Source organism: Sorangium sp. So ce281 (assembly GCF_051527395.1).
GTDB classification, from domain to species: Bacteria; Myxococcota_A; Polyangia; order Polyangiales; family Polyangiaceae; genus Sorangium; species Sorangium cellulosum_B.
Genome location: NZ_CP150322.1, coordinates 6,287,519 through 6,309,875, shown reverse-complemented (window position 1 = coordinate 6,309,875; position 22,357 = coordinate 6,287,519). Strand labels below are relative to the sequence as shown.

Sequence of the window (22,357 nt, the reverse complement as noted above, 5' to 3'; positions counted from 1 at the left end):
AGGCCGCGCTCAGAGGAACTCGCAGAGGTAGCCGGTGGGCTGGGTGGCCCTGACGTCGAAGCCGCTCTTGCCTGCCACCTCGAACGACGTCCCTGCCGGATAGGCGCGCCACTCCGTGGAGCCGTCGACGCGGATCGCGAGCTCGCCGGCGACGACCGTCATCCGCTCCGGCGCGTCGGTCGAGAAGTGGAACTCGCCGGTGTCGATGACACCCACCGTCTGCCGGCGCCCGTGGCGCTCGAAGCCGACGCTCTGGACGTTGCCGTTGAAGTAGCTGTTGTGCTTGAGCATGGCGCCCTCCTACCGCGTCCCGCCGAGAGAGACCAGCCTGGACTCGCCCGCTCGCCGCGGGGCGCGACAGGCCAGCTCGGCGCCTCCGTGTCTCCCGCCTTGCTCCCTTGCTCTCTTGCCGATCAGGGCAGCTCGCTCGCGCCGCCGCCCTCGCCTCCGTCCGGCTCTCCCGGCGCGGCTCCGCTCGGCTCGGTGGCGGGCACCTCCGCGCCGTCCGGCGGCGCCTGCCCGGGCTTCCCGCTCGCGTAGCGCTTGCCTGCGCGGTCCGAGGCCCGAAGCACGGGCCCGCGGATGATCTCGACGTCGCGCGCCGGCGCGCGGGACATCTCGAGGTTGGAGAGCACGAGCGACACGATCTTGAACCACTGGCTGCGCGCGGCCTGGATCGTGGTCTTGCTGGCGGGCGTGGTGGTCTCGGTCGCCTCGAGCTCCGTGCGGGCGCGCTCGAGCGCCTGGAGCTCCCGGCCCTTGGCGAGCCAGCGCTTCGTGACGTCGAGCAGCGACGCCTTGCCGCGGGCGGGGACGGACTTGAGGAAGTCGGCGATCGCGGGCTCGTCCTCGAGGAGGCGGGCGATGCGCGTGGTGTTGCCCGCCTCGGCGAGCGGCGAGGCGTTGAGGATGGAAAGGCCGCCCGGGAAGAGCTTCTTCTGGACGACATCGCACTGCGCGGCGCCGGCGGCGTCGGCCGCATCCTCGGCGAGGCAGAGCTCGCGGCGCGCGTCGATCCCGTAGGATACGGCCTTGGCGAGGCGGTCGTGGCACCGGTCGACCTCGTTGATCTCGTCGGTGAGCGCGCGCATCTTCGACGACGCGCCGCCGCTGCTCGGCTGGACCGCGACAACGCCCTCGTGGGCCTCCACGACCCGCGGGTGGAGCGGCGCGATCTCGGGGATCGACAGGAAGACCTTGCGATGCTTCGCGTCCTCGACCCACGGGGAGAGGAGCGCGACCATCTCGTCGAGATTCAGATGCTTCAGCATTGAGGAACACCTCCTGATGGGGTGATGCAAGCGATGCCTGAAGAGGCACCTCGGATGAGCAGCTAAGGGAAGTCCTGTTGTGACGTGCGTCAAGCGCGGCGCCGCGCGGGTTTCGTGCGGTGTTGGCGCATGTGTTGAACTATTGCAGGCACCTTGGAGCGTCCACGAGCGGCGGCGCGGGCATCGGGGATCTCGGCGTGGGCGCGGCGAGGTCGCGACGTGCTGGAACGGCCTCGGGAGGGGGGGCAGGTCGATCTGAAATCGAGAGAGGCGGTCCGGACGCTGGCACGGCGAGGTCGCGACGTGGCGGGGCGGCCTCGGGAGGGGGGGTGGGTCGATCCGAGATCGAAACGGCGACTCCCGAAGGCGGCGCGGAGAGGTCGCGACGTGGCGGGGCGGCCTCGGGAGGGGGGTGGGTCGATCCGAGACCGAGACGGGCGGCCTCGGAAGGCGGCGCGGCGAGGTCGCGACGTGGCGGGGCGGCCTCTGGAGGGGGGCGGGTCGATCCGAGATCGAGACGGGTGGCCTCTGGAGGGGGGCGGGTCGATCCGAGATCGAGACGGGTGGCCTTTTGGAGGGGGCCGGGTCGATCGGAGATCGCCTTGGATGGGTGCGACCGGGATCAGGAGCGGCCAGGGATCCTGGCGCTCGTGTCGTCTCCCTCTTGCGCGGACGGCCGCGGAGCACCCAGCTCGGCGCCGGCGTCGTCCTTCAAGGCAGCGTCCGCGAAGACGGGCACCAGGCGGGCCTCAACCTCGCTCAGGAAGGCGGCGAGGCCGTTGTCTCTGCCTCGCTGCCGCAGATGACCGAGGTCCGGCTCGGTCCAGCACCGCGCCTCACGCTCGTGCTCGCCTCCGGTGAGGCGATCGAGAACGCGCTTCGGGCTCTTCTTCGCCGTCTTGCTCGATGCGTCGAGCTCGTGCGATCTGGCGGTAGGGTCGAACCCGAGCTCCTTCATTCGTGCGCCCGAGGCACGGCGGCCCGCTGCGCGACCCAGTCCTCGCCGACGAAGCTCCAGAACTCGCCGGGGCGTGTCGTGTTCTTCCAGCGGTCGAAATCGGGGTGATCGGCGAGCGGGGCGCACGCGGTGGAACCATCGGGCAAGAGCGTCGTGAGGAGCACGTCCTCGGCATCGAAGTGATCCAGCAGGTACGGCGAGTGGCTTGTTGCGATCACCTGGAGCTCGGGCGACAGGTCCAGGATCCTCCGGATCTGCGCGACCAGCTCTTCCTGCGCGCGGGGGTGCAGCGCCTTGTCGATATCGTCGAGGAGCAGCAGCCTGGGTTTCGGGTCCATCCAGAGCGCGGTCAGCAGGCCGATGACGAGCAGGGTGCCCTCGCTCGCGAGCGGTGCCGGGACGTCGGGAGCACCCTTGAAGTCGAGCTGTCCTCGCACTCGACGACGATCCCGACCTTGGCGCTGACATCCTGAAAGCGGCCGGTGACCGCGAGCTTCATCGCGTCCGTGGAACCGCGGCTCTTCAGGTTGGGAGGGGCAAACGTCCCACGCATGATGGCCGCAAGCGGCGCTCGCGTTGCCTGCGCGAGGTAGTGCAGGCCGTCGAGGATGCTCGTCTTCCCTGAGCCGTTCGGCCCGACGATGACCATGAAGCGCCCGAGGCGAGCGTCGACCCGGCGCAGGGACTTGAAGTTGGTGAACGAGACCTGTTGGAGCATGGCTGTCGCCGCCTGCCGCGCGTCCGAGCCTCGGCGAGCGGACCGTCGAGCCTATATAGCCCGCCGCCGTCACCAGGGACGAGCAAGCGGCCTCCGGCCCGTCGATCCAGCCCGCCGGCCCTCCGCTCAGCCCCCCCCCGCGCCGACCGGCAGCCGCAGCGCGACCTCGAGGCCGCCGCCGTCCGCGTTCCTCGCCTCGACCTCGCCGCCGTGGATCCGCACCGCCCGGTGCGTGATGGCCAGCCCGATCCCCGTGCCGCCCGCGCCGCGCGCCCTGTGGTCGTCGACCCGGTAGAACGGCTTCCAGAGGTCCCCGAGCGCGCCCTCCGGGACGCCCGGGCCGCGATCGCGGACGCGCACCTCGGCCGTCCCGCCGGAGCACTCGAGATCGACGCGGACCGCGGTGCCCGGCTCGGTGAAGCGCACCGCGTTGCGGACGACGTTCTCGATGGCGCGCCGGAGGAGCTCCTCGTTCCCGTCCAGCGAGCACGCGTCGCGCGCCCCGAGCTCGACCGAGCAACCCCGCTGCTCGGCCTCGAACGAGGCGTCCTCGACCAGCTGCTCCAGGAGCGCCGTCAGATCGACCCGCTCGGTGCGCTCCATGCCCCGGCCCGACTCCAGGCGGCTCAGCGTGAGCAGCTCGCCGATCATCCCGTTGAGCCGCTCCGTCTCCCGCTCGATCCGGTCGAACGCAGGCTCCACGTCCGGCGGCGAGCGACGGCGGACGAGCTCGAGCGCGATGTTGAGCCGCGCGAGCGGCGAGCGGAGCTCGTGCGAGACGTCGCGAAGGAGCCGGCGCTGCGTCTCCAGGAGCTCGTCGATGCGCTCGGCCATCCGGTCCATGTCGCGCCCGAGCGCCAGCGTCTCGCCGTCCGCGCCCGCGAGCTTCTGCGCGACGCGCACCGAGAGATCGCCCGCGGCCATCCGCTGCGTGGCGCCGCGCAGGATGCGGATCGGACGGGACAGGTACCGCGCGAGGAGCACCGCGACGAGCCCGGTGACGGCGACGATCGCGAGGAGCCGTTGCGGCAACGTCTCCGGCACGATGAAGAACATCCACGGCGACCGGACCGGACCGGCCGCGACCGCGGCGAGGGCAGGGTCGCGGCGCAGGACGATCGCGACGAGCTCCCGCGCCTCGCCGACCTCGATGGCGATGCCGTCGGCCGAGCGCCTCGCCCTGTCCTCGACGAGCGGCGCGCCCTCGATGGGCTCGCCCATCACGAGCGCGCCGGCCCGGTAGACCGCGACGCGCTGATCCCGCGGATCGAGCGGCGCGAGGCGCTGCTCGCAGCCGGGGAGCCCGTCCCGCGCGCAGGCGAGCGCGCCCTCCGCCCGGAGCTCGACGCTGCGCGTGTTCAGGCGGCGGCGCAGCCCGCTCGGCTCGGCGGAGAACGCCCAGCCGTGGATCACCGCGAGCAGGCCGGCGAGCAGCGCCATGGCGAGCCACAGCGAGACGAGGAGGCGCAAAAAGAGGCTCTTCACGGCCGCCCTCCGGGGACGAAGCGCTTCACGCTCGCTCCCGCGCGAGGATGTAGCCCGCGTTGCGGACCGTCTTGATGCGCTCGCCGCCGCCCGGCCCAGGCCCGAGCTTGCGGCGGAGGTTCGAGACGTGCATGTCGATGCCGCGGTCGTACGCCGCGAGCCGGCGTCCGAGGACGCGCCGCGCGAGATCCTCGCGCGAGACCACCGTCCCCGCCTGCCGCGCCAGGACCTCGAGCAGGTCGAACTCGGCCGTGGTGAGCCGGACCTCCTCGCCGCGGACACGGACGCGCCGCGCGGCGGGGAGCACCTCGAGATCGTCGACCGCCAGCGCGCCCTGCGCCTCCGCGGCGGAAGCACCGGCCGCCGCGCCGGCGTGAGAGGCGCGCCGGTGGAGCGCCCGCACGCGGGCGACCAGCTCGCGCGGGTTGAACGGCTTGGGCAGGTAGTCGTCGGCGCCCATCTCGAGGCCGACGATGCGGTCGACGTCCTCGCCCCGCGCGGTGAGCATCAGGACAGGCACCCGTGAGCTCTGCCGCAGCCGCGTGAGGACCTCGAACCCGTTGAGCCCAGGCAGCATCACGTCGAGCACCACGAGCGTGAACGGCCTCTCCCTCTCCTCCTGCGCGCGCGCGAGGCCGGAGATCGCGTCGCGCGCGCTCTCCACGGCGTAACCCTCCTGACCGAGCAGCTCGGCCAGGAGCTCGCAGAGCTCGGCGTCGTCGTCGATGACCAGGATCTGGGGCGGCTCCGCCATGTCGCGACTGTAGCGCGGGCGTCACGTCGCCGTGTAAGGCCTGGTCAAGAGGCGTCTTGACGAATCTTTACACGACCAGGACACCTCTTGAGACACTGCCCTCTAGGTTGCGGTGCATGACGTTCACTCGCTCCGTTCCCTTGCCGTGGCTGGCGGCTCTCGCCCTCGCCGCCACGTGCTCGCTGAGCGTCGCGGCGCGCGCCGAGACGCTCACCGCCGAGGAGGCGGTCCGCCGCGCGGCCTCCCAGAACCCGTCCCTCCGCGCGGCGCTGCTCGAAGCCACGGCGGCGCGGCAGGCCGTCGCCGCCGAGGAGGGCGCCCGCAGGCCCACGCTCTCGGCCTCGGTGACCGGACAGTACCAGGAGTCCTACGGCAGGATCGCGGACGCCAACGGAGGCGCCCCGGGCAACGGCGCCGGCGCGCTCCAGCGCTCTGGCGGCACGTCCGTCGCGTCGAACGCGGCGCTGCGGTACACGACCGACGTCGGGACGAGCCTCGAGGTGGGCGCGTCGGCGCGCTCGCCCGCGGACGGGACCCCGGGGCCGAACTACGGCGCGCAGGCGTACGTCTCGGCGCGGCAGCCGCTCCTGCGGGGGGCCGGGACCGACGCGGTCCTCGCGCCGTACGCGCAGGCGCAGGCGTCGGCCGTCGCCGCGGAGCAGGAGCGCGAGCTCGCGGCGAGCCAGACCGCGCTCGACGTGCTCGGGGCGTACTGGGAGCTCTGGTACGCGGAGCAGGCGATCCTCGTGCAGGAGCAGGCGCTCGCGGCCGCGGAGCGGCTGCGCGCCGACGCGAAGGCGCGCGCCGAGACCCTCGGCACCGGCACGAAGGTGGACGTCCTGCGCTTCTCGACCTCGGCCGCGTCGATCGCGGACGCGCTGTCGCAGGCGCGGGCGACGCGCGCGGCGCGGGCCATCGCGCTCGGGCGCGCGCTCGGCATGGCCCCGGCGAGCGCGGCGTCGCTCGCCCCGACCGGCGCGCCGCCGTCGCTCGGGGCCCTGCCGTCGGCCGACGCGCTCGTGCGCGCGGCGAGCGAGCGGTCCCTGGAGCTCGCGGCCCTGCGCGCCGACCTCGACGCGCAGCGCGCGCGGGTGAGCGCGGCGGAGGACGCGGACCAGATCCGCCTCGACCTGTTCGCGACGGCCTCGATGGACGGGCAGTGGGTGCGCGACGGCCTGCCGGGGCTCTCGCTGCCGGGCGGCCGGCCCGCGTTCGGGGTGCTGGGCGGGATCGAGGTCGAGCTGCCGCTCGGCGGCGGGCGGGCCTCCGCCGACGCGGCCCGCGCGCGCACGCAGCTCGCGGCCGCGGAGGCGCGGTACCAGGCGCGCGCCGAGGCGATCGCGGCCGACGTGAGCTCGCTGCGCGCGAGCCTCGAGGCCGCGGCCGAGCAGGTCGCGCTGGCCACCGAGACGGCGCGCATGGCGGGCGAGCTGGCCGAGGCCGAGCGCCAGCGGCTCTCGCTCGGGACCGCGACGTCGGCGGACGTGGTGCAGGCGGAGCAGACGCGGAGAGAGGCGGAGCTCCGCAGGCTGCGGGCCGCGGTGACGGAGCTGACGTCGCGCCTCCAGCTCGATCACGAGACGGGCGCGCTGCTCGTCCGCTTCGCGTCGGTGCTGCCCAGGAGGTCGTCATGAACAGGAACAAGAAGCGTTACCTGATGTCCGGCGTGGCCGCGGTGCTCGTGGCGAGCTTCGCGATCGGCGGGTACGCCTGGTACAAGCAGCCCGAGAAGACCCCCGCGGGCCCCACCGTCGAGATCCGCCGCGGGAGCCTGACCGAGACCGCGTCCGCGTCCGGGAAGATCGAGCCCGACGTGCAGGTCGAGGTGAAGTCGCGCGCCCCGGGTCAGGTCATCGAGGTGCTCGTGAAGGAGGGCGATACGGTCGAGGCGGGGCAGCTCCTCGTGCGCCTGGACCCGACGGACGCGGAGCGCGACCTCGCCGCGGCGCGCGTGGCGCGCGACCGCGTGAAGGCCGATCTCGCCGCGGCGAACGCGTCGGTCGCGGTCGCCGAGCTCGAGCGCAAGAACAGCCAGGCGAGCCAGGAGGTCGCCGAGAAGAGCGCCGAGATGGGCCTCGGGTCGACCGACGCGGCCCGCACGGCGGCGCACTCGACGAAGGTCGCGGGCGCGAACATCACGCTGCGGCGGGCGCAGCTGAACGCGACGCAGGCGCAGCTCAAGACGGCCGAGCTGGCGGTGCAGGACGCCGAGCTGCGGCTCAAGGAGACGCAGATCTACGCGCCGATCGCCGGGACGGTGCTCGACGTGGCCGTGGAGAAGGGGACGCTCGTGTCGTCGGCGCTCACCAACGTGAGCGGCGGCAGCGCCGTGATGACGCTCGCCGATCTGTCGAACCTGCGCATCGTCGGCGCGATCGACGAGGCGCAGATCGGGCGCGTCGCGCCGGGCCAGCGGGTCGACATCCGCGTCGACGCCTACGGGGACCGGGTGTTCCAGGGCGTTGTCGACCGCGTGAGCCCGCTCGGCAAGGAGGTGTCGAGCGTCGTGACGTTCGACGTCGAGATCGTCGTCAACGACAAGGACGCGTCGCTGCTCCGGTCGGGGATGAGCGCGGACGTGGAGATCGTGACCGCGGAGCAGAAGGACGTGCTGCTCGTGCCGCTCCTGGCCGTGCAGTCGCAGGGAAAGCGGCGGTTCGTGCGGCTCGCGAACGGCGAGGAGCGGCCGATCCAGACCGGCGCGACGGACGGCTCGCAGATGGTCGTCACCGCGGGGCTGAGCGAGGGCGACGACGTGCTCGCGAGCGCGCCCGCCGCGAGCGCGGCGGGGCCGCAGGGGCAGGGGCAGCGGCAGGGCGGCGGCCAGAACCCGATGCGCGGGATGGGCATGGGGATGGGCGCCGGTCGAGGGGGGCGCTGAGATGGACGTCCCGGTCCTCGTGAGCGGGCTCTCGAAGGTGTACCACGCCGATCGCGAGGATCTCGCGGTGCGGGCGGTCGACCGGATCGGCTTCGAGGTGCGCCGGGGCGAGTCGGTCGCGATCATCGGGCCCTCCGGCTGCGGGAAGTCGAGCCTGCTGAACATCCTCGGGTGCCTGGATCGGCCGACGGAGGGCACGTACCGGCTCGGGGGGCGCAACGTGGCGGAGCTCGACGACGACGAGCTCGCGGCGCTCAGGAACCGCCACATCGGGTTCGTGTTCCAGAGCTTCAACCTGCTGCCGCGGATGACGGCGGCGGAGAACGTCGAGCTGCCGCTGCTCTACGGCGCGGTGAAGAACAGCCGCGCGCTCGCGGAGGGCGCGCTCGATCGCGTGGGGCTCGCGGCGCGCGCGCGGCACCTGCCGTCGGAGCTCTCCGGCGGGCAGCGGCAGCGCGTGGCGATCGCGCGGGCGATCGTGACGCGGCCGTCGATCCTGCTGTGCGACGAGCCGACGGGCGCGCTCGACAGCAAGACGGGGCGCGACGTGCTGGAGCTGCTCCTGTCGCTGAACGCGGACGGGACGACGCTGATCATGGTGACCCACGACCTCGGCGTGGCGCGGTCGCTCTCGCGCGCCATCCACATGAGGGACGGGCACATCGTGGCCGACGGGCCCTCGGGCGACGTGGTGTCGGCGTTCCACGCGGGCGAGATGGAGGCGGCATGCTGATCAAGGAGACGGCGAAGAGCGCGTGGCGCTCGCTCGCCTCGAACCGCATGCGGACGCTGCTGACGATGCTCGGCATGATCATCGGGACGGCGGCGGTCGTGGCGGTGCTCGGGATCGGGGAGGGCGCCCGCAGCAGCGTCGAGGGCCGGATCCGGTCGCTCGGCGCGAACCTGCTGATGGTGCGCCCGGGGTCCGCGTCGGCGAGCGGGGTCCGGTCGGGCACGGTGAAGACGCTGACCGAGGACGACGCCGAGGCGCTCAAGGGGCTCGACGGCGTGGCGGCGGTCGCGCCGGAGCGGAGCGGCAGCGCGCAGCTGCGGTACATGGCGAGCAACCTGAACGCGTCCGTGACGGGGATCACGCCGGCGTACCTCGAGGTCCGCTCGCTGTCGGTGGCGAGCGGCGTCTCGTTCTCCGATCTCGACCAGCAGCAGCGGGCGCGCGTGGTCGTGCTCGGGGCGAACGTGGCGCGTCAGCTCTATCCGGGGGGGGCTCCGCTCGGGACGCGGCTCCAGATCAACGGGAATGCGTTCCGGGTGGTCGGGGTGCTGACGGAGAAGGGGTCGGGCATGGGCTCGCCGGACGACGGGGTGTTCGTGCCGATGTCGACGCACCGGTCGGTGCTGTTCGGGCAGGATCACCTGTCGACGATCTCGCTCCAGCTGGCGAGCGAGGATCGGTCCGACACGGTGATCGCGCAGCTCGATCAGCTGCTGCGCCTGCGCCACCGGCTGCGCGCGGATCAGCCGAGCGATTTCGAGGTGCGGTCGCAGGCCGAGATGCTGGCGACGATGGGGCAGATCACGGGCACCTTCACGATGCTGCTCGGCAGCGTGGCGGCGGTGTCGCTCATCGTGGGGGGCATCGGCATCATGAACATCATGCTGGTCTCGGTGCGGGAGCGGACGCGCGAGATCGGCGTGCGGATGGCGGTGGGGGCGCGGCGCGGGGACATCCTGCGGCAGTTCCTTGTCGAGGCGGTCGTTGTGTCGCTCGCGGGCGGCGTGGCCGGGGTGGGCCTGGGGTACGGGGCGGCGGTGCTGCTGTCGCGGTTCGGGGAGTGGGCCACCATCGTGCCGACGTACGCGGTCGGGCTGGCGCTCGGGGTCTCGATCCTCATCGGGATCACGTTCGGCGTGGGGCCGGCGAGGCGCGCGTCGAGGCTCGATCCGGTGGAGGCGCTGCGGTTCGAGTGAGCGGTAATGGGGGAGGCACCGGTTGAAGGTGCGTGTCTCGGGCGTGCGGGACGATCAACCAACATGACCAGGACACATGACCGCCGGTCGTCGTCCCGAGGACCGAGCTCGCTGGCCTGAAGGTGGCTCGTTCCCGCCGCCCGCGCCCATCGCGAGGGAATGCAGACGCCGCTGGTTCTGGGCCGCTCATCGCTCCATGCACACCCGAACCCACGCCGCTGCGCGGCGGTCCGTTCCGGCCGATCACGCGGTGTTTGCCGGCGCAGCGCTGAGCTCGCCATTGCTTTTCAGTGCCGGCGCGCCGCCGGCTCGCTATCCTGTGGTGGGATGGATGTCCTGCTGCAGAACGACCACCTGACGGTCACCCTCGATCAGGAGATGTCGATCGTCCGCAGCACCCGCTCCGAGGTCCCCTATCCGTCTCCCGACGATTTCATCCGGGTCCACTCCGAAGCGCTCAAGGTCTACGAGTCGCTGGATCGCTGGTGCCTCGGCCACCTGCTCGACCTCCGCCGGGCTCCGATGAACAACGATCCGGCGTTCGAGGCGGCGACGATGCGGACGCGCAGCATGCTCGTCAGCGAGTTCGCGTGCGTCGCCATCGTCGTGCGGACGGCGGTCGGCGCCCTCCAGGTGAACCGGCTCCTGCGTGAGGAGAACAACGACCATGTCGTCGTGCTTCAGGACGACGACGCCGCCGTGGGAGTCCTCCTCGAGGAGCTCGGGAAACAGGTGCGCCGGTCCAGCGCGCCGCCGCACAGCCGCCCCCGGAGCTCCCATTCCCATCCTTTCATGCGCCCCGCCAGGCAGCGCTGAGCCCGAGACGCCCGGCGCTGTGAAGGTGGCGCCGGCGCCCGGAGCGAGGACGGCTGTCGCGGCGCTTCTCGTGAGCGCGCTGGGCGTCTAGACTCGCCGGGTGCACGCCGATCGCAGCACGTGCCCGCGGTGCGGCCTCCTGATCAACGCGGAGGGGCGCTGTTCCCCCGGGTGCCAGGGGCCGCTCGCCACCGTGCGCTGCGGCGGCTGCTACCAGCTGAACCTCCCCGACATGGAGCGCTGCGACGGGTGCGGGCACGAGCTCGGCCTGGAGCCCATCCCCGAGCCCGACGCGCTCCTCTGCGCAGAGTGCGGGGTGCCTTTCTCGGCGTTCCGCGCCGCGGCCGGCCTCCTGCGCGACTGCGGCCGGTGCGGCGGCCAGCTCGTCGACCACGCGCTCTTGCGGGACCTCCTGGAGCGCCGGGAGAGTTATGGGACGAGCGCGCCGAGGCCGCCGCGGCGGCCGGAGCACGTCGACGTCCGCGTGCGCTACGTCCGGTGCCCGGCGTGCGGCCAGCGGATGAACCGCAAGAACTTCGCCGGCAAGAGCGGCATCATCGTCGACATCTGCAGGGAACACGGCACCTGGTTCGACCGGGGCGAGCTCCCGCAGCTGCTCGCCTTCGCCGCGTCGGGCGGCACCGCGCGGGCGAGGCAGCAGCAGATCGAGGAAGAGGCGCGGTCGCGCCGGGAGGCCGAGATCGCCAGGGAGGCGGCGCGTCGGGCGAGCGCCGTCGTGGCTGCCTCGTCCTGGGAATCCCGCTGGAACAACCGGCGGGCCGCCGTGCAGGAGCTGCTCGAGCTCCTGTGGCAGATCACCCGCTGAGCGTCCGCGCGCGCCGGCCGCGCCGGTGAAGAGACGGGTGAAGAGACGTTAAGGAGCGTGCAGGACGGACGGGGGCGTCGTATGACGTGCCGCCACGAGATGACGTCCCTCGACCAGCGCCTGTCGGCGCTCGATCTGTCCGTCCTGCCGACCTGGGTTTACGACCACGGCCGGCACCGGTTCCCCTGGGTGAACGCGAAGGCCCTCCAGTTCTGGCACGCGACGGATCGCGCCGAGCTGCTCTCCCGCGACCTCTCGGACCTGTCGCCGGCCGTCCGCGCGCGGCTCGACGGCTACCTCCGCGTCCTCGCGGAAGGGGGCACGGTGCTGGAGGACTGGACGCTCTACCCGCGCGGGGCGCCCGCGACCGTGACGCTCCACGGGCAGCCGATCGACCTCGATGACGGGCGGCTCGCGATCCTGTTCCAGGCGCTCCCTCAGGCCGCCAGCGTCGGCGCCTCGATGGTGCGCGGCGTGGAGGCGGTCCGCCACTCGTCGGTGCTGGTCAGCCTCGTCGACCGGGAGGGGAAAGTGCTCTTCCACAACCCCGCGGCCCTGCGCGCCCTCGGCGACGCGCCGACGATCGACGCGGCGTTCCCGGACGAGGGCGTGAGCGCGGCGGTCCGCGGCGCGATCGACGCCGAGGCGGCGTGGGCAGGGGAAGTGCGGGTCGTCACGACCGACGGCGAGCGGTGGCACCAGGTGGAGGCGCGCCCCACGACCGATCCCGTGACCGGCGCGCGCGCGGTGCTCGTGCAGCAGCTCGACGTCACGGCGCAGCGGCGCGCCGAGGGGCAGGTCGAGGAGCAGGGCCGGCTCATCGACCAGCTGAACCGCTCGCTCGCCCTCGTGGAGGAGCAACGGCGGCAGATCCTGAACCTCTCCGCGCCGATCCTCGACGTCGGCCGGGGCACGCTCGCGGTGCCGCTCATCGGGCGCCTCGACGCGGAGCGCGGCGGCGAGCTCGGAGAGCGGCTCCTCCCCGCGATCGTGGCGCAGCGGGCGTCCCACGTCGTCCTCGACGTCACCGGCGCGGAGGCGCTCGATCCGGACGGCGCCGCGGCCCTGGAGCGGCTGGCGCACGCGATCCAGCTGCTCGGCTCCAGGCCGATCCTCACCGGCGTCCGCCCGGAGGTCGCGCGCGCGCTCGTCGACGTCGACCTCGGCGAGGAGCTGCTCGTCCTTCGCAGCCTCGGCCGCGGCCTGGAGGTCAGCCGGAGGCGCGCGCGTGGAGGCGCGCGGCGCCGGGCGTAGGCGCCTGCGCCCGCCGCGGCGCTTTTCGAGCTGCCAGGCCGGACGGCCTCTGCCATAAGAGGCCGCCATGACGCTTGAACTTCGTGGAAAGTGGGCGCTGGTCACCGGCGCGAGCCGGGGTATCGGAAAGCGGATCGCCCGCGGCCTCGCGGACCTCGGCTGCAACGTCGTCCTGCACAGCCGCGACGCGGCGCACACGCGCGAGCTCGAAGGGGAGCTCGCCGGCAAGGGGATCCGGGTGAGCGCCGTCTCGGGCGAGCTGTCGGATCAGGCGGCGGTCGACCGCATGCTGGACGACGCCATCGCGGCGTCGGGCGGGATCGACCTCCTGTTCAACAACGCCGCCATCATGACGCCGTTCCGCGCCTCGCACCTGCAGACGCCGGCGGACGATTACCGGCTCAGCTTCGAGGTGAACGTCATCAGCCCGATACGGATCACGTACCGGCTGCTGCCGACGATGCTGGAGCGGCGCTTCGGGCGAATCGTGCAGGTGACCTCCGGGATCCAGGATCAGCCCGAGCTGATGGCCTACGCGGCGTCGAAGGCCGCGCTCGACAAGTTCGTGCGCGACATGGCGCCTTCGCTCCGTGGCACGGGCGTGCTGATGAACCTCCTCGATCCGGGGTGGCTGCGGACCGATCTCGGCGGGCCGAAGGCGCCGAACGACGTCGAGTCGGTGCTGCCTGGGGCGCTCGTGCCGGCGCTGGTCGACGGCGAGGTCCACGGGGTGCTCTTCCGCGCGCAGGACTACGCGCGTCCCGCCGCGCGCTGACACGCGCGGGGCGTGCTTCTGACGCGCGCCCCGCGTGAGTCGCGCGAATCGCGCCGGCTCGACAAGTTGTGCCGCGCCGCCGGTGCGCGCCTTGCTAGCGTCGTGGGAGATGAACGAGAGCTCGGGACCTGGGGCGGACACGAGACCTCGCGCGGGCTGCGGCGCGGGGGAGGCTCCCACGGGGCGCGCGACGGCGGCCGTCGCGCGTGCCGCGCGATGGGGGCGCTGGGGGGCGCTTTTGCCGGTGCTGGCCTGCGCGTGCTCGCTGGAGGGGTTGTCCGCCGCGTGGGACGCCTCGTCGGCGGGAGGGGGGAGCAGCTCGTTCAGGATCAGGATCGAGGCCGAGGACTGCGAGCTCTCCGGCCGCTTCGAGCGCGTGGACGACCCGCTCGCGAGCGGCGGGACGTACGTGGCGGTCCCCGAGGAGGCGAATTGCGAGAGCGACCGGGTCGACTGCTCGTTCGAGATCGGCGAGGCCGGCACGTACCAGATCAGGGCCAGGGTCGCCACGGGCCCCGACGAGAGCACGGACAACTCGTTCCTGGTCCGCGTGGACCATGAGCCGGAGCTCGGAACCAGGTACGACTTCAACGGGACCGAGTTCCACGAGGATTACGTTCACGACTCGAAGGACGCGACAGGGCTGCTGCTCAAGTTCGCGCTCGATCCCGGGATGCACATCGTCTCGTTCGGGTGCCGCGAGGACGCGGCGAGGCTCGACTGGGTCGAGCTCGTTCGAATCGGCCCCTGATCCCCGGGAGGAGCCGCGGCACCGTGCACAGGGCCACGTCGCGGCGCTCGACATCGCGGGCATCGTACCGCGCCAGGGCTGACGACGCGGTGTTGCACGTGTCCACCGCGTCAACCGGTGGTTGACAGCCTCGGTCGCGGCGCCGTCCGGGGGGCCTCCAGAGGAGAGGTGCGGCGCTGCAGAGATTCCTGCGGGAAATGCGGTGGAACCGTGCGATCCAGACAGGGCTGGTTCGTCCTGAACTGATGGCATGTGCGTTGCTATGGAGCTCCCGCGAACGGCTTGTGTGCTGTCCGGCGTCTCTGCCCGCGTCGCGCGAGCTGCTTGGCCTTGGCTCATCACGGAGAGGTGACTTGCTCATGAAGTGCGAATCTCGAGTCGCTTGGGCTGCGCTGATCGCGCTCGGCATCCTCGGTGTTTCGGTGGTCGGATGCGGCTCGGAGACGTCAGAGCCCGAAGACGACGCGGAGCAGCCGACGAGCAGCGGGAGCGCAGGCTCCACGGCGAGCGTCGGCGCCGCCGGGACCGGCGCGGGCAGCGGCGCTGGCAGCTCCAGCGGCGGGACCGGGGGCTCCGGCAGCGGGGAGGGCGGCTCCGGCAGCGGGGAGGGCGGCTCCGGCAGCGGGGAGGGCGGCTCCGGCAGCGGGGAGGGCGGCTCCGGCAGCGGGGAGGGCGGCTCGGACGAAGGCACCGGCGGCTCGAGCAGCGGTGCGGGCGGCTCTGGCAGCGGCGCCGGCGGCGGCGACCCCGGCGCGGTCGACTTCAGGCTCTACGGCTACGCCACGACCGGCGATGGCACCACCGGCGGCAAGGGCGGACAGGTCGTCTCCGTGAGCTCGCTCGACGCCCTGAGGAGGGAGGCCGCGAGGGACGGCGCCTTGATCATCCAGATCACCGGCAAGATCAGCGGTAGCGGCGACGACGTCGACGTCGGCTCCGACAAGACCCTCGTGGGGGTCGGGTCGAGCGGAGAGCTGGAGGGGATCGGGCTCAATCTGAGGAGGTCCTCCAACATCATCGTCCGCAACCTGAAGATCCACCACGTGCTGGCCAGCAGCGGCAACGGCGACGGCATCCACATGGACGAGAGCCACAACGTCTGGATCGACCACTGCGAGCTCTGGGCCGAGTCTCCCGCCGTGAACTCCGACAAGGACAAGTACGATGGCCTCATCGACGCGACCCACGAGTCCTCGAACATCACGATCTCGTGGAGCTACCTGCACGACCACTGGAAGGGCATGCTGGTCGGCTCGTCGGACAAGGACGACAGCGACCGCCGCATCACCTTCCATCACAACCGCTTCCGCAACGTGAACTCCCGCGTCCCGAGCTACCGCGGCGGCAACGGGCACGTCTTCAACAACTACTTCGAGGACGTCCCCACGTCGGGGGTGAACTCGCGGGTCGGCGCCTGCCTGAGGGTGGAGGGCAATCACTTCTACAAGGTGAAGAACCCCATCACCACCCTGGACAGCCCGGCCGGCGGTACGCACCGGATCGACAACATGTTCGAGGAGACCACCGGGACGCGGGAGTCGGGTGAGGACTGCTCCTGGACCGCGCCGTACGAGTACCCGCTCGACCGCGCGGCCGCCGTCAAGGCGCTCGTCCTGGAGCACGCGGGCGTCGGCAAGACGGACCCGCTGGCGAACCTGCCCTGAGCGCCGCCGCCGGCGCGCTCCTCGTCCCGGCGGCTCCAGGCGGGAGCGCGCCCGAGCGCGCGTCCGCCGGCTGAGCCATTCCCGGCCCGCCGGGGTACACGGTCAGCATGAACCCCGAGCCGCCCCTCGGCGCGTGGGGGCGTCGGTCGCGCATGCTCGGCGCATCGACGCGCTCCTGCGGGCTGGAGCGCGACGCAGGCAAAAGGCGCGTCGCACGGCGGAGCTGCCCGCGCGGGAGCCGGGTGTGGCGAGCGCCGACGATGTAGTCCGTCCAGCGCCGGAGGTCGTCTCGACGGTGTCTCGTGGCGTCCGGTGATCCCGTCGTCTCCTGATGTATAAGGGCCTATCGGGCTCCGCCGAACTGGGCGATGCGTCGCTCGGGGAGCTCGGCTCTCTCGAACGGCCCGGAACCTGGGGGAAGATCTCGTCATGTTGACCTTCGCGGCGCTTTGTGCTCAGAGCCGGGCGATTTCACGGATGGCGTTCGATCGGAAGTACCCGCACGCCTGGTTGCTCCGGGAGCTCGGCCCGGATGATCAACCTCCTCCGTCGTTCAAGACCCTCGTCGCCGGGACCGCGCCCGGCATGAGCGGCCAGCCGACCTCATCCCGTTACCGGATCTCGTCGGGGATGATCGTCACGTCGCACGGCTGCGAGCTGCTGCCGGTGGCGAAGCGCCCCGAGAGCCCCTGGCAGGATCGCATCCTCATCGGGCGGGCGCTGAACAGTGACATCGTGCTCCGCGACGCGTCCGTCTCCAAGGTCCACGCCCACATCTCGGTGCTGGTCGCGGACACCCCGATGCTCCACGCGAGAAAGAGCACCAACGGGACCTTCCTGAACGACCGGCTCCTGGCGCCGTCCGGGGACGGCGTGCCTCTCCGCAGCGGCGACATGCTCCAGCTCGGCAACGTGCTCTGCGAGTTCATCGTGAACGCCGATCTCTACCGGCTCGTCGCTCGCTGAGGGCGGGGCTCCCCCGCTGCTGCGCTCGCCCGTCCGATCGCCCGCGCCCTGACAGCTTCGCCGGCGCCGCCGCCGGGATCAGCTCCGCTCCGGGTGGGGAGCGCGGAAGAGCACCTCCACCGGGCCTGCGTGCGTCTCCACGACGTAGCTCGCGTCCACCGGGGCGCCGCCGCGGAACGCCCTCGTGACCTCCTTGCGCCGCTTCATCAGCTCGACCAGGCCGAGCGCGAGCGCCTCGGAGGCCGTGAGCTCCTTCGGCGTCGGCTTGCGGCCGATGAGGTCCTCGTCGACCATCGCGAGCGTGGGGTAGGCGTCCGGGTCGGCCAGCTCCCAGCGCTGCTCGGCGACCTCGGCGCGCAGCGCGGGGTGCAGGTCGCTCGCGCGATCGAAGCTCAGCGAGAAGAAGCTCGCCGGCAGCGACGCGGGCGGCGCGTCCGGGAGCTTGGCGGTCTCGGCCAGGTAGAGCTCGAACCCGCGCGCGCTCTCGAACAGGAGGACGCCGTGGCTCTGGCCAGCCTGGCCGACGACGCACAGCGCGAGGTCGCGCGCGCCGAGCGACGGGATCGACAGCGCCATGATGTCGGCGTCGCTGGGCACCGCCTTCCAGGGCGTCACGCGGTAGAGCGCGGCCGCCGCGCGGAAGAACGAGGCCATCGCCGGCGCCTCGATGCCGCCCCCGAGGAAGCTCGGCGTCAGGCTGCCGTCCCGCGCGCCGAGGTGCGCCTCCAGGTCCTCGGCCACGACGTCGATCTCCGGCGTGGGCGCGACGCGGACCTCGACCTCCGGGCCGAGCCGCGCCCGCAGCGCCTCCGCGAGCGCCGGCGAGGCGACGCGCACGCGCCCGGGCAGGCGCGGCTTGCCCTCCAGGGGACCTTTGGCGGCGGCCTCGAAGCTGTCGACCGCGCCCGTCACGACGTCGCCGGGGCGCAGCGCGGCGCAGCTCAGGACGAAGCCGCGCTCGGTCATCCAGACGACCGCCTCGGGGCGGTACGCGTCGTCGCCCTCGTGCACGAACGCGCGCAGGGAGAAGAAGCCGCCGATCCACTCCTCGTCCCTGCGAGGCAGCGAGCGCGCGCTCTTCTTGGACCGCTTCTTCTTGGGGGCTGGCACGGAGGACATCAGGGCACCTGTTCGCGAGGGCGCTCCAGCCGGTACGCTCGACGACCTGGGAGCGAGGGGCGAGACCGGAACCGAGAGGAACCGAGAGAAACGAGAGGAACCGCGGGGAGCCGCGGGGAACCACGGAGAACCGAGAGCGGAACGCTAGCGCAAAGGCCGCGTGCGTCGAAGCGCGAACACGGAGCAAGGAGCGCAAGGAGCGCAAGGAGCGCGGCGTGGCGGCTGGCGCGGGGGTCTTTGGTCTGGCGCTCGTCGCGGTGCCCTGTTATCGGTCATCGTGGTCCAGCGCGGGGACCTGAAGCAGGTGTCGCTCGCCGGCCTTCCAGGGGACTCGATGCCTGAAGCGATCAGCAGAGGCTCCCGGCGCTCCGCAAAGGGTGTGGGGCGCGCGGGGCGAAGGGGGGTCGGTCGGCCCGCGGTCGGGCTCCTCGTGACGCTGGCCGCCTGGGCGCAGGCGGGCGTGGCCCGGGCCGAGCCCACCGCCGATGAGGCGAAGGCGCTCCCGGTGGCGCTCGACGGCGTGGCCGCGAAAGGGGCCGGCGCGGCCCGCCCTGTCGAGCCGGGGAAGCACAAGGTCATCGCGGCTGCGCCCGCGAGGTACGCCCTCGCGCGCGACGTCGAGGTGACGCGGCCGGGAGAGGTCGTCGAGGTCCCCCTGACGGCGCTCGCGCCCAGCGCGGCAGCGCAGGATCCCGCGCCTTCCACCGGCGACATCGAGCCGCGCAGGCCGACGCCTTACGGCGTGAGGCCGGATCCGATCCACCGGAACCTGATGTGGGTGACGGGCGGGCTCACGCTGGCGGGCATCGCGCTCGGAAGCACCTTCGGTGGCCTGGCGATCTCCACGTGGGACAAGGTCGACGACGCGGCGAAGACGGCGTGCGCGAATCCGAGGCGTTACCGGGACTGCGCGCAGCCGGTGCCCGATCTGGCCAGCAAGGCGATGTCCTATGCGACCGTGTCCGATTTCTCCTTCATCGCGTCGAGCGTGGCGCTCGCCGGCACGGCCGTCCTCTGGCTGACGCTGCCCTCGGACGGGCCGCGCGCGACCGCCCGCGTCCAGCTCGCTCCGGGCGTCGTCGGTGGCGCCGTCGTCGGGGTGTTCTGATGACGATGAGGCTCGAAAGGCGCGCTCGGCTGTGGCTGGCGAGCTCTCTCCTCGCGGCGAGCAGCGCGGGCTGCGCGGAGATCGTCGGCATTCAGCTCATCGACGAGCAGGGCGTCGGGGGCGGCTCGTTCAGCGAGCCCGGCTATACGTGCCAGTGGGTGATGTCTTTCGGCGACGCCGAGACCACGCTCGGCGGGATCGCGGCCGACGAGGACGGGACCCTGTGGCTGGCGGGCGGCTTCAAGGGGGACCTCACCGTTGCCGGCGGCGCCCCGCTCACGGCGGGAGGCGCCGGCAAGGACGTCTTCGTGGCGCACCTCGCGCGGGACGGGAACCACGTGTGGAGCGAGCGCTTCGGGAACGCGGAGAACGACACCGCGACGCACGTCCATCAGGCGACCGCGATCGCGCTGGACGGCGGCAGCGTCTACGTGGCGGGCGACTTCACGGGCAGCCTGTCGTTCGGCGCGGACTGCGGGCCGCCCGAGGGCGCCGGCGACGCGTTCGTGGCGCGGCTCGACAAGAGCGATCCCGACGGGGTCGCGGCGTGCGTGACGCACGGGTCGAGCGGCCTTGACGAGGCGAAGGCGGTCGCGGCGGAGGGCGACCGCGTCTTCGTCCTGACGTCGCTCCAGGGCGGGCTGGACATCGGGTTCTCCAGCTACGATGGACAGACCCTCCTGGACCCGTGCAGCGGCGTCTTTGCGGGCCGTGAGGGCGCGCGTTTCTGGCCTCGCGATCTCCGTGTGGCCTCCGGCGACGCCTTCGTGATCGCCGATTTCGAGGGCCGAGTGAACGTGGGCTTCCCCGGCTTCGAGAGCGCGCTGCCGCCCGGCGGCGCGGCCTCGGACGGGATCGACGCTCTCCTGGCGTCGTTTCCGGCGTCGTGGATCTGCGATGGATGGAGCGCCGACGGGGCGGACGTCTGGTATCGACACCACTCCGCTCTCCCCGGCGATCAGCGCATGAGCGCCGTGGCGATGCACGAGGCGGGCGTTGTCCTGACCGGCTCGGTCGAGGGGCAGATCGATCTCGCCGGGGAGATCGTCTCCGCCGGAGAGGACGGCTTCGTCGCGCGCCTCGACAGGAGCGGCGCCGCCACGTGGGCCAAGCAGTTCGGGGGCAGCGGGGCTCAATCGGCGGAGGTCGTCGGCGTTGACGAGCTCGGAAACATCGTCGTGGCCGGGCACTTCGATCAGCAGATGAAGATCGATGACGTCGAGATCGGCGGGGAGGCCGGCGAGGGGGACGCCTTCCTCGCGCGGCTCCGGGCCACGGACGGCGAGGTCGAGTGGCTGGGCGCGCTCGGCGGCCCTGCGCTCCAGCGGATCCTCGCGCTCGCCGTCTCCGGAACGGACGTGTTCCTCGCAGGCACGTCCGGCGCCGACTTCGCGCTCCTGAACTGCCCTGTCGAGGCCGAGGGTGGTCAGCTGTTCGTCGCCAAGCTGTCGGTCTCCTCGCGCTGACGGCCGTCCGCCGGGCGCGGGCGGCTGCGCTCGATGCTGCCGCCGCCGCGCGAGAGCAGCGCCCGTGCGCAGGGCGCGATGACCTGAGCGAGCGCGCGCTCCCGGATCGCGCGCCGGTGCTGCGGGGAGAGCACGCCGAAGCCGAGCAGCGGGCCGCCATGGCTGGCCTCGCTCGGGGCCGGGAGCTCCGAGGAGGCCGCGGCGAGCTCGTCGATGACGGCGCTCGCGAGGGACGGTTCGCGGTCGAGGGCCCAGGCCGCGAACCGGAAGGCGAGCTCGGCGTGCCGCGTCTCGTCCTCGGCGATCTTCTCGAGCGCGCGCCGTACCGCGGGATCGGTCGCGTGGAGGGCGGCCTCTGCCGCCTCGATCGCGGCGATGGTCTCGCCGATGCACCCCTCGCGGAGGGTCGTCACGAGGATCTCGCGGGCGCCTTCGCCGCCGAGGGCGCCGTCGATGGCGAGCGGCCCTGGGCCGACGCCGCGGCCGGCGAACGCGCTGGCCAGCTCGAAGCACGTGCGCGCGTGGTCGGCCTCGTCGCCCATGGCCGCCTGCGCGGCACCGACGAGCTCCGGCGGCGCGCCGAGCGACAGGAGCTGCAGCGCGAAGCGCGCGAACGCGGCGATCGACGCGTGCTCGAGGAGGGCGGCGCGGGTCCAGTGCTCGGCGAGGGCCGCCCGTTGCTCGATGGACAGCTCGTCCAGGCGAGGCGGCGCGTCCGGAGCGGCGGTCCGCCAGTCGTCGCGCGCGGCGGGCTGCGCGGTGCGCACGACGCCTTCCACGAGGAACGGCCGGCCGATCGCGCAGATCTGCTCTGTGCAGGCGCGCCGCAGGGCCTCGAGCGAGCATTGCTCGTCCCCTGAGCAGTCCTGATCGCTGGCGCACTCGTCGGCGGGCGTCTGGCATGCGAAGGCGGTCCCGCCGCATCCAGGGTGCAGGACGTAGCTCGAGCAGAGCAGCCTTCCACAGTCCTGGTCGCTGGTGCACTGCGAGGGCACGCACCGCCCGACCGGATCGCCGCACAGGCAGATCTGCGCCTCGCCGCAGTCGGCGTCGGTCGTGCACCCGTACTGACAGAAGCACCCTGGAGCCACCTCGCCTCCGGTCATGACGTCGCAGTAGCCGTGTGGCTGCTCGGTGCAGTCGGCGTCGGAGGTGCAGTTCCCCGTCGCGCCGCTCGGGTCCGCGCAGGCCTTGGCGCGCGGGAGTGGGCTGGGACAGGTGACGACCTCCGCGCGGTGGATCCAGCCGTCGGCGCAGCGCACGTACCCGGTGTTCTGGTCCGCGACGACGATGGGCTCCGGATCGTCGCAAGCGAACGGAAACCCTTCCGGTGGCAGGCCGCCTGTGCTGCTGGAGGTGCCTTCGCCTGTGCTGCTGGAGGTGCCTTCGCCTGTGCTGCTGGAGGTGCCTTCGCCTGTGCCGCCGGAGGCGCCTTCGCCTGTGCTGCTGGAGGTGCCTTCGCCTGTGCCGCCGCCCGAGCCTTCATCGGCCATGACGTTTCCACCGCAGCTCAGCGCAGGCGCGATCGCCAGCACCGAGAGCAGCCTCGCACCCCAAGAGTCCATCGAGACGAGCAATCGCATGGTATGTCCCTCGTTCCAGGATCTTACCCGGGT

At 72.6% G+C, this 22,357-nt stretch carries 22 protein-coding genes; 13 read left to right on the top strand and 9 right to left on the bottom strand.

The genetic code is table 11. The features are described 5' to 3' along the window. Positions 1–9: 9 nt before the first annotated feature. From WMF27_RS23975 to WMF27_RS23945, 7 genes are all read right to left on the bottom strand, one after another. Positions 10–291 (bottom strand): pyrimidine/purine nucleoside phosphorylase, encoded by a 282-nt coding sequence (locus WMF27_RS23975; RefSeq protein ID WP_437943002.1) that lies wholly within the window; start codon positions 289–291, stop codon positions 10–12. Positions 292–413: 122 nt separating this feature from the next. Next, positions 414–1,271, bottom strand: coding sequence for a hypothetical protein (locus WMF27_RS23970; RefSeq protein WP_437766559.1), 858 nt, complete (start codon positions 1,269–1,271; stop codon positions 414–416). Positions 1,272–1,893: 622 nt separating this feature from the next. After that, complete coding sequence (locus WMF27_RS23965; protein ID WP_437766560.1) at positions 1,894–2,229, bottom strand: hypothetical protein; 336 nt, start codon at positions 2,227–2,229, stop codon at positions 1,894–1,896. Beyond that, a complete protein-coding gene (locus tag WMF27_RS23960) occupies positions 2,226–2,666 on the bottom strand; it encodes an AAA family ATPase (RefSeq protein ID WP_437766561.1) in 441 nt (146 codons plus the stop codon). Before WMF27_RS23960 ends, WMF27_RS23965 begins: the two co-directional genes overlap by 4 nt. Continuing rightward, positions 2,579–2,947 (bottom strand): AAA family ATPase, encoded by a 369-nt coding sequence (locus tag WMF27_RS23955; RefSeq protein ID WP_437766562.1) that lies wholly within the window; start codon positions 2,945–2,947, stop codon positions 2,579–2,581. The genes WMF27_RS23960 and WMF27_RS23955 overlap by 88 nt, the downstream gene beginning before the upstream one ends. Before the next feature lie 126 nt (positions 2,948–3,073). Further along, on the bottom strand, positions 3,074–4,432 hold the full coding sequence (locus WMF27_RS23950) for an ATP-binding protein (RefSeq protein ID WP_437943001.1): 1,359 nt from the start codon (positions 4,430–4,432) through the stop codon (positions 3,074–3,076). Positions 4,433–4,457: 25 nt separating this feature from the next. Beyond that, positions 4,458–5,186 carry a response regulator transcription factor gene (locus WMF27_RS23945; protein ID WP_437943000.1) on the bottom strand — a complete coding sequence of 243 codons (729 nt, stop codon included), beginning with the start codon at positions 5,184–5,186 and terminating at the stop codon, positions 4,458–4,460. A 116-nt stretch (positions 5,187–5,302) separates the two neighbouring features. On the opposite strand from WMF27_RS23945, the gene WMF27_RS23940 reads away from it, so the two are divergent. The 11 genes from WMF27_RS23940 (at position 5,303) to WMF27_RS23890 (ending at position 17,048) form a co-directional block, all read left to right on the top strand. Further along, a complete protein-coding gene (locus tag WMF27_RS23940; protein WP_437942999.1) occupies positions 5,303–6,820 on the top strand; it encodes a TolC family protein in 1,518 nt (505 codons plus the stop codon). Continuing rightward, on the top strand, positions 6,817–8,067 hold the full coding sequence (locus WMF27_RS23935; protein ID WP_437766566.1) for an efflux RND transporter periplasmic adaptor subunit: 1,251 nt from the start codon (positions 6,817–6,819) through the stop codon (positions 8,065–8,067). The genes WMF27_RS23940 and WMF27_RS23935 overlap by 4 nt, the downstream gene beginning before the upstream one ends. Position 8,068: 1 nt before the next feature. Continuing rightward, on the top strand, positions 8,069–8,800 hold the full coding sequence (locus WMF27_RS23930; RefSeq protein ID WP_437766567.1) for an ABC transporter ATP-binding protein: 732 nt from the start codon (positions 8,069–8,071) through the stop codon (positions 8,798–8,800). After that, entirely contained in the window at positions 8,794–9,996 is a 1,203-nt protein-coding gene (locus WMF27_RS23925; protein WP_437766568.1) for an ABC transporter permease, read from the top strand. The genes WMF27_RS23930 and WMF27_RS23925 overlap by 7 nt, the downstream gene beginning before the upstream one ends. Before the next feature lie 327 nt (positions 9,997–10,323). Continuing rightward, complete coding sequence (locus WMF27_RS23920; protein WP_437766569.1) at positions 10,324–10,812, top strand: hypothetical protein; 489 nt, start codon at positions 10,324–10,326, stop codon at positions 10,810–10,812. A 100-nt stretch (positions 10,813–10,912) separates the two neighbouring features. After that, on the top strand, positions 10,913–11,638 hold the full coding sequence (locus WMF27_RS23915; protein WP_437766570.1) for a zf-TFIIB domain-containing protein: 726 nt from the start codon (positions 10,913–10,915) through the stop codon (positions 11,636–11,638). Positions 11,639–11,737: 99 nt separating this feature from the next. After that, positions 11,738–12,892 (top strand): PAS domain-containing protein, encoded by a 1,155-nt coding sequence (locus WMF27_RS23910; RefSeq protein ID WP_437766571.1) that lies wholly within the window; start codon positions 11,738–11,740, stop codon positions 12,890–12,892. Between the two features lie 67 nt (positions 12,893–12,959). Then, positions 12,960–13,667 carry an SDR family NAD(P)-dependent oxidoreductase gene (locus tag WMF27_RS23905; protein WP_437766572.1) on the top strand — a complete coding sequence of 236 codons (708 nt, stop codon included), beginning with the start codon at positions 12,960–12,962 and terminating at the stop codon, positions 13,665–13,667. A 244-nt stretch (positions 13,668–13,911) separates the two neighbouring features. Continuing rightward, positions 13,912–14,418, top strand: a complete 507-nt coding sequence (locus tag WMF27_RS23900; RefSeq protein WP_437766573.1) for a hypothetical protein — start codon at positions 13,912–13,914, stop codon at positions 14,416–14,418. Positions 14,419–14,777: 359 nt separating this feature from the next. After that, positions 14,778–16,082 carry a pectate lyase family protein gene (locus WMF27_RS23895; protein WP_437766574.1) on the top strand — a complete coding sequence of 435 codons (1,305 nt, stop codon included), beginning with the start codon at positions 14,778–14,780 and terminating at the stop codon, positions 16,080–16,082. A 477-nt stretch (positions 16,083–16,559) separates the two neighbouring features. Continuing rightward, positions 16,560–17,048 carry an FHA domain-containing protein gene (locus tag WMF27_RS23890; RefSeq protein ID WP_437766575.1) on the top strand — a complete coding sequence of 163 codons (489 nt, stop codon included), beginning with the start codon at positions 16,560–16,562 and terminating at the stop codon, positions 17,046–17,048. A 78-nt stretch (positions 17,049–17,126) separates the two neighbouring features. Here the strand turns inward: WMF27_RS23890 and WMF27_RS23885 are convergent, their stop codons facing one another. Continuing rightward, a complete protein-coding gene (locus WMF27_RS23885; RefSeq protein ID WP_437766576.1) occupies positions 17,127–18,167 on the bottom strand; it encodes a hypothetical protein in 1,041 nt (346 codons plus the stop codon). A 430-nt stretch (positions 18,168–18,597) separates the two neighbouring features. Between WMF27_RS23885 and WMF27_RS23880 the strand changes: the two genes are divergently transcribed. Beyond that, positions 18,598–19,275, top strand: a complete 678-nt coding sequence (locus tag WMF27_RS23880; protein ID WP_437766577.1) for a hypothetical protein — start codon at positions 18,598–18,600, stop codon at positions 19,273–19,275. Between the two features lie 5 nt (positions 19,276–19,280). After that, the gene (locus tag WMF27_RS23875) at positions 19,281–20,741 is read left to right on the top strand and encodes a hypothetical protein (protein ID WP_437766578.1); all 1,461 of its coding nucleotides are present in this window, start codon (positions 19,281–19,283) and stop codon (positions 20,739–20,741) included. Here the strand turns inward: WMF27_RS23875 and WMF27_RS23870 are convergent. Then, on the bottom strand, positions 20,702–22,324 hold the full coding sequence (locus tag WMF27_RS23870) for a ferritin-like domain-containing protein (RefSeq protein ID WP_437942998.1): 1,623 nt from the start codon (positions 22,322–22,324) through the stop codon (positions 20,702–20,704). The two genes, WMF27_RS23875 and WMF27_RS23870, sit on opposite strands and share 40 nt — an antisense overlap. Positions 22,325–22,357 lie beyond the last annotated feature (33 nt).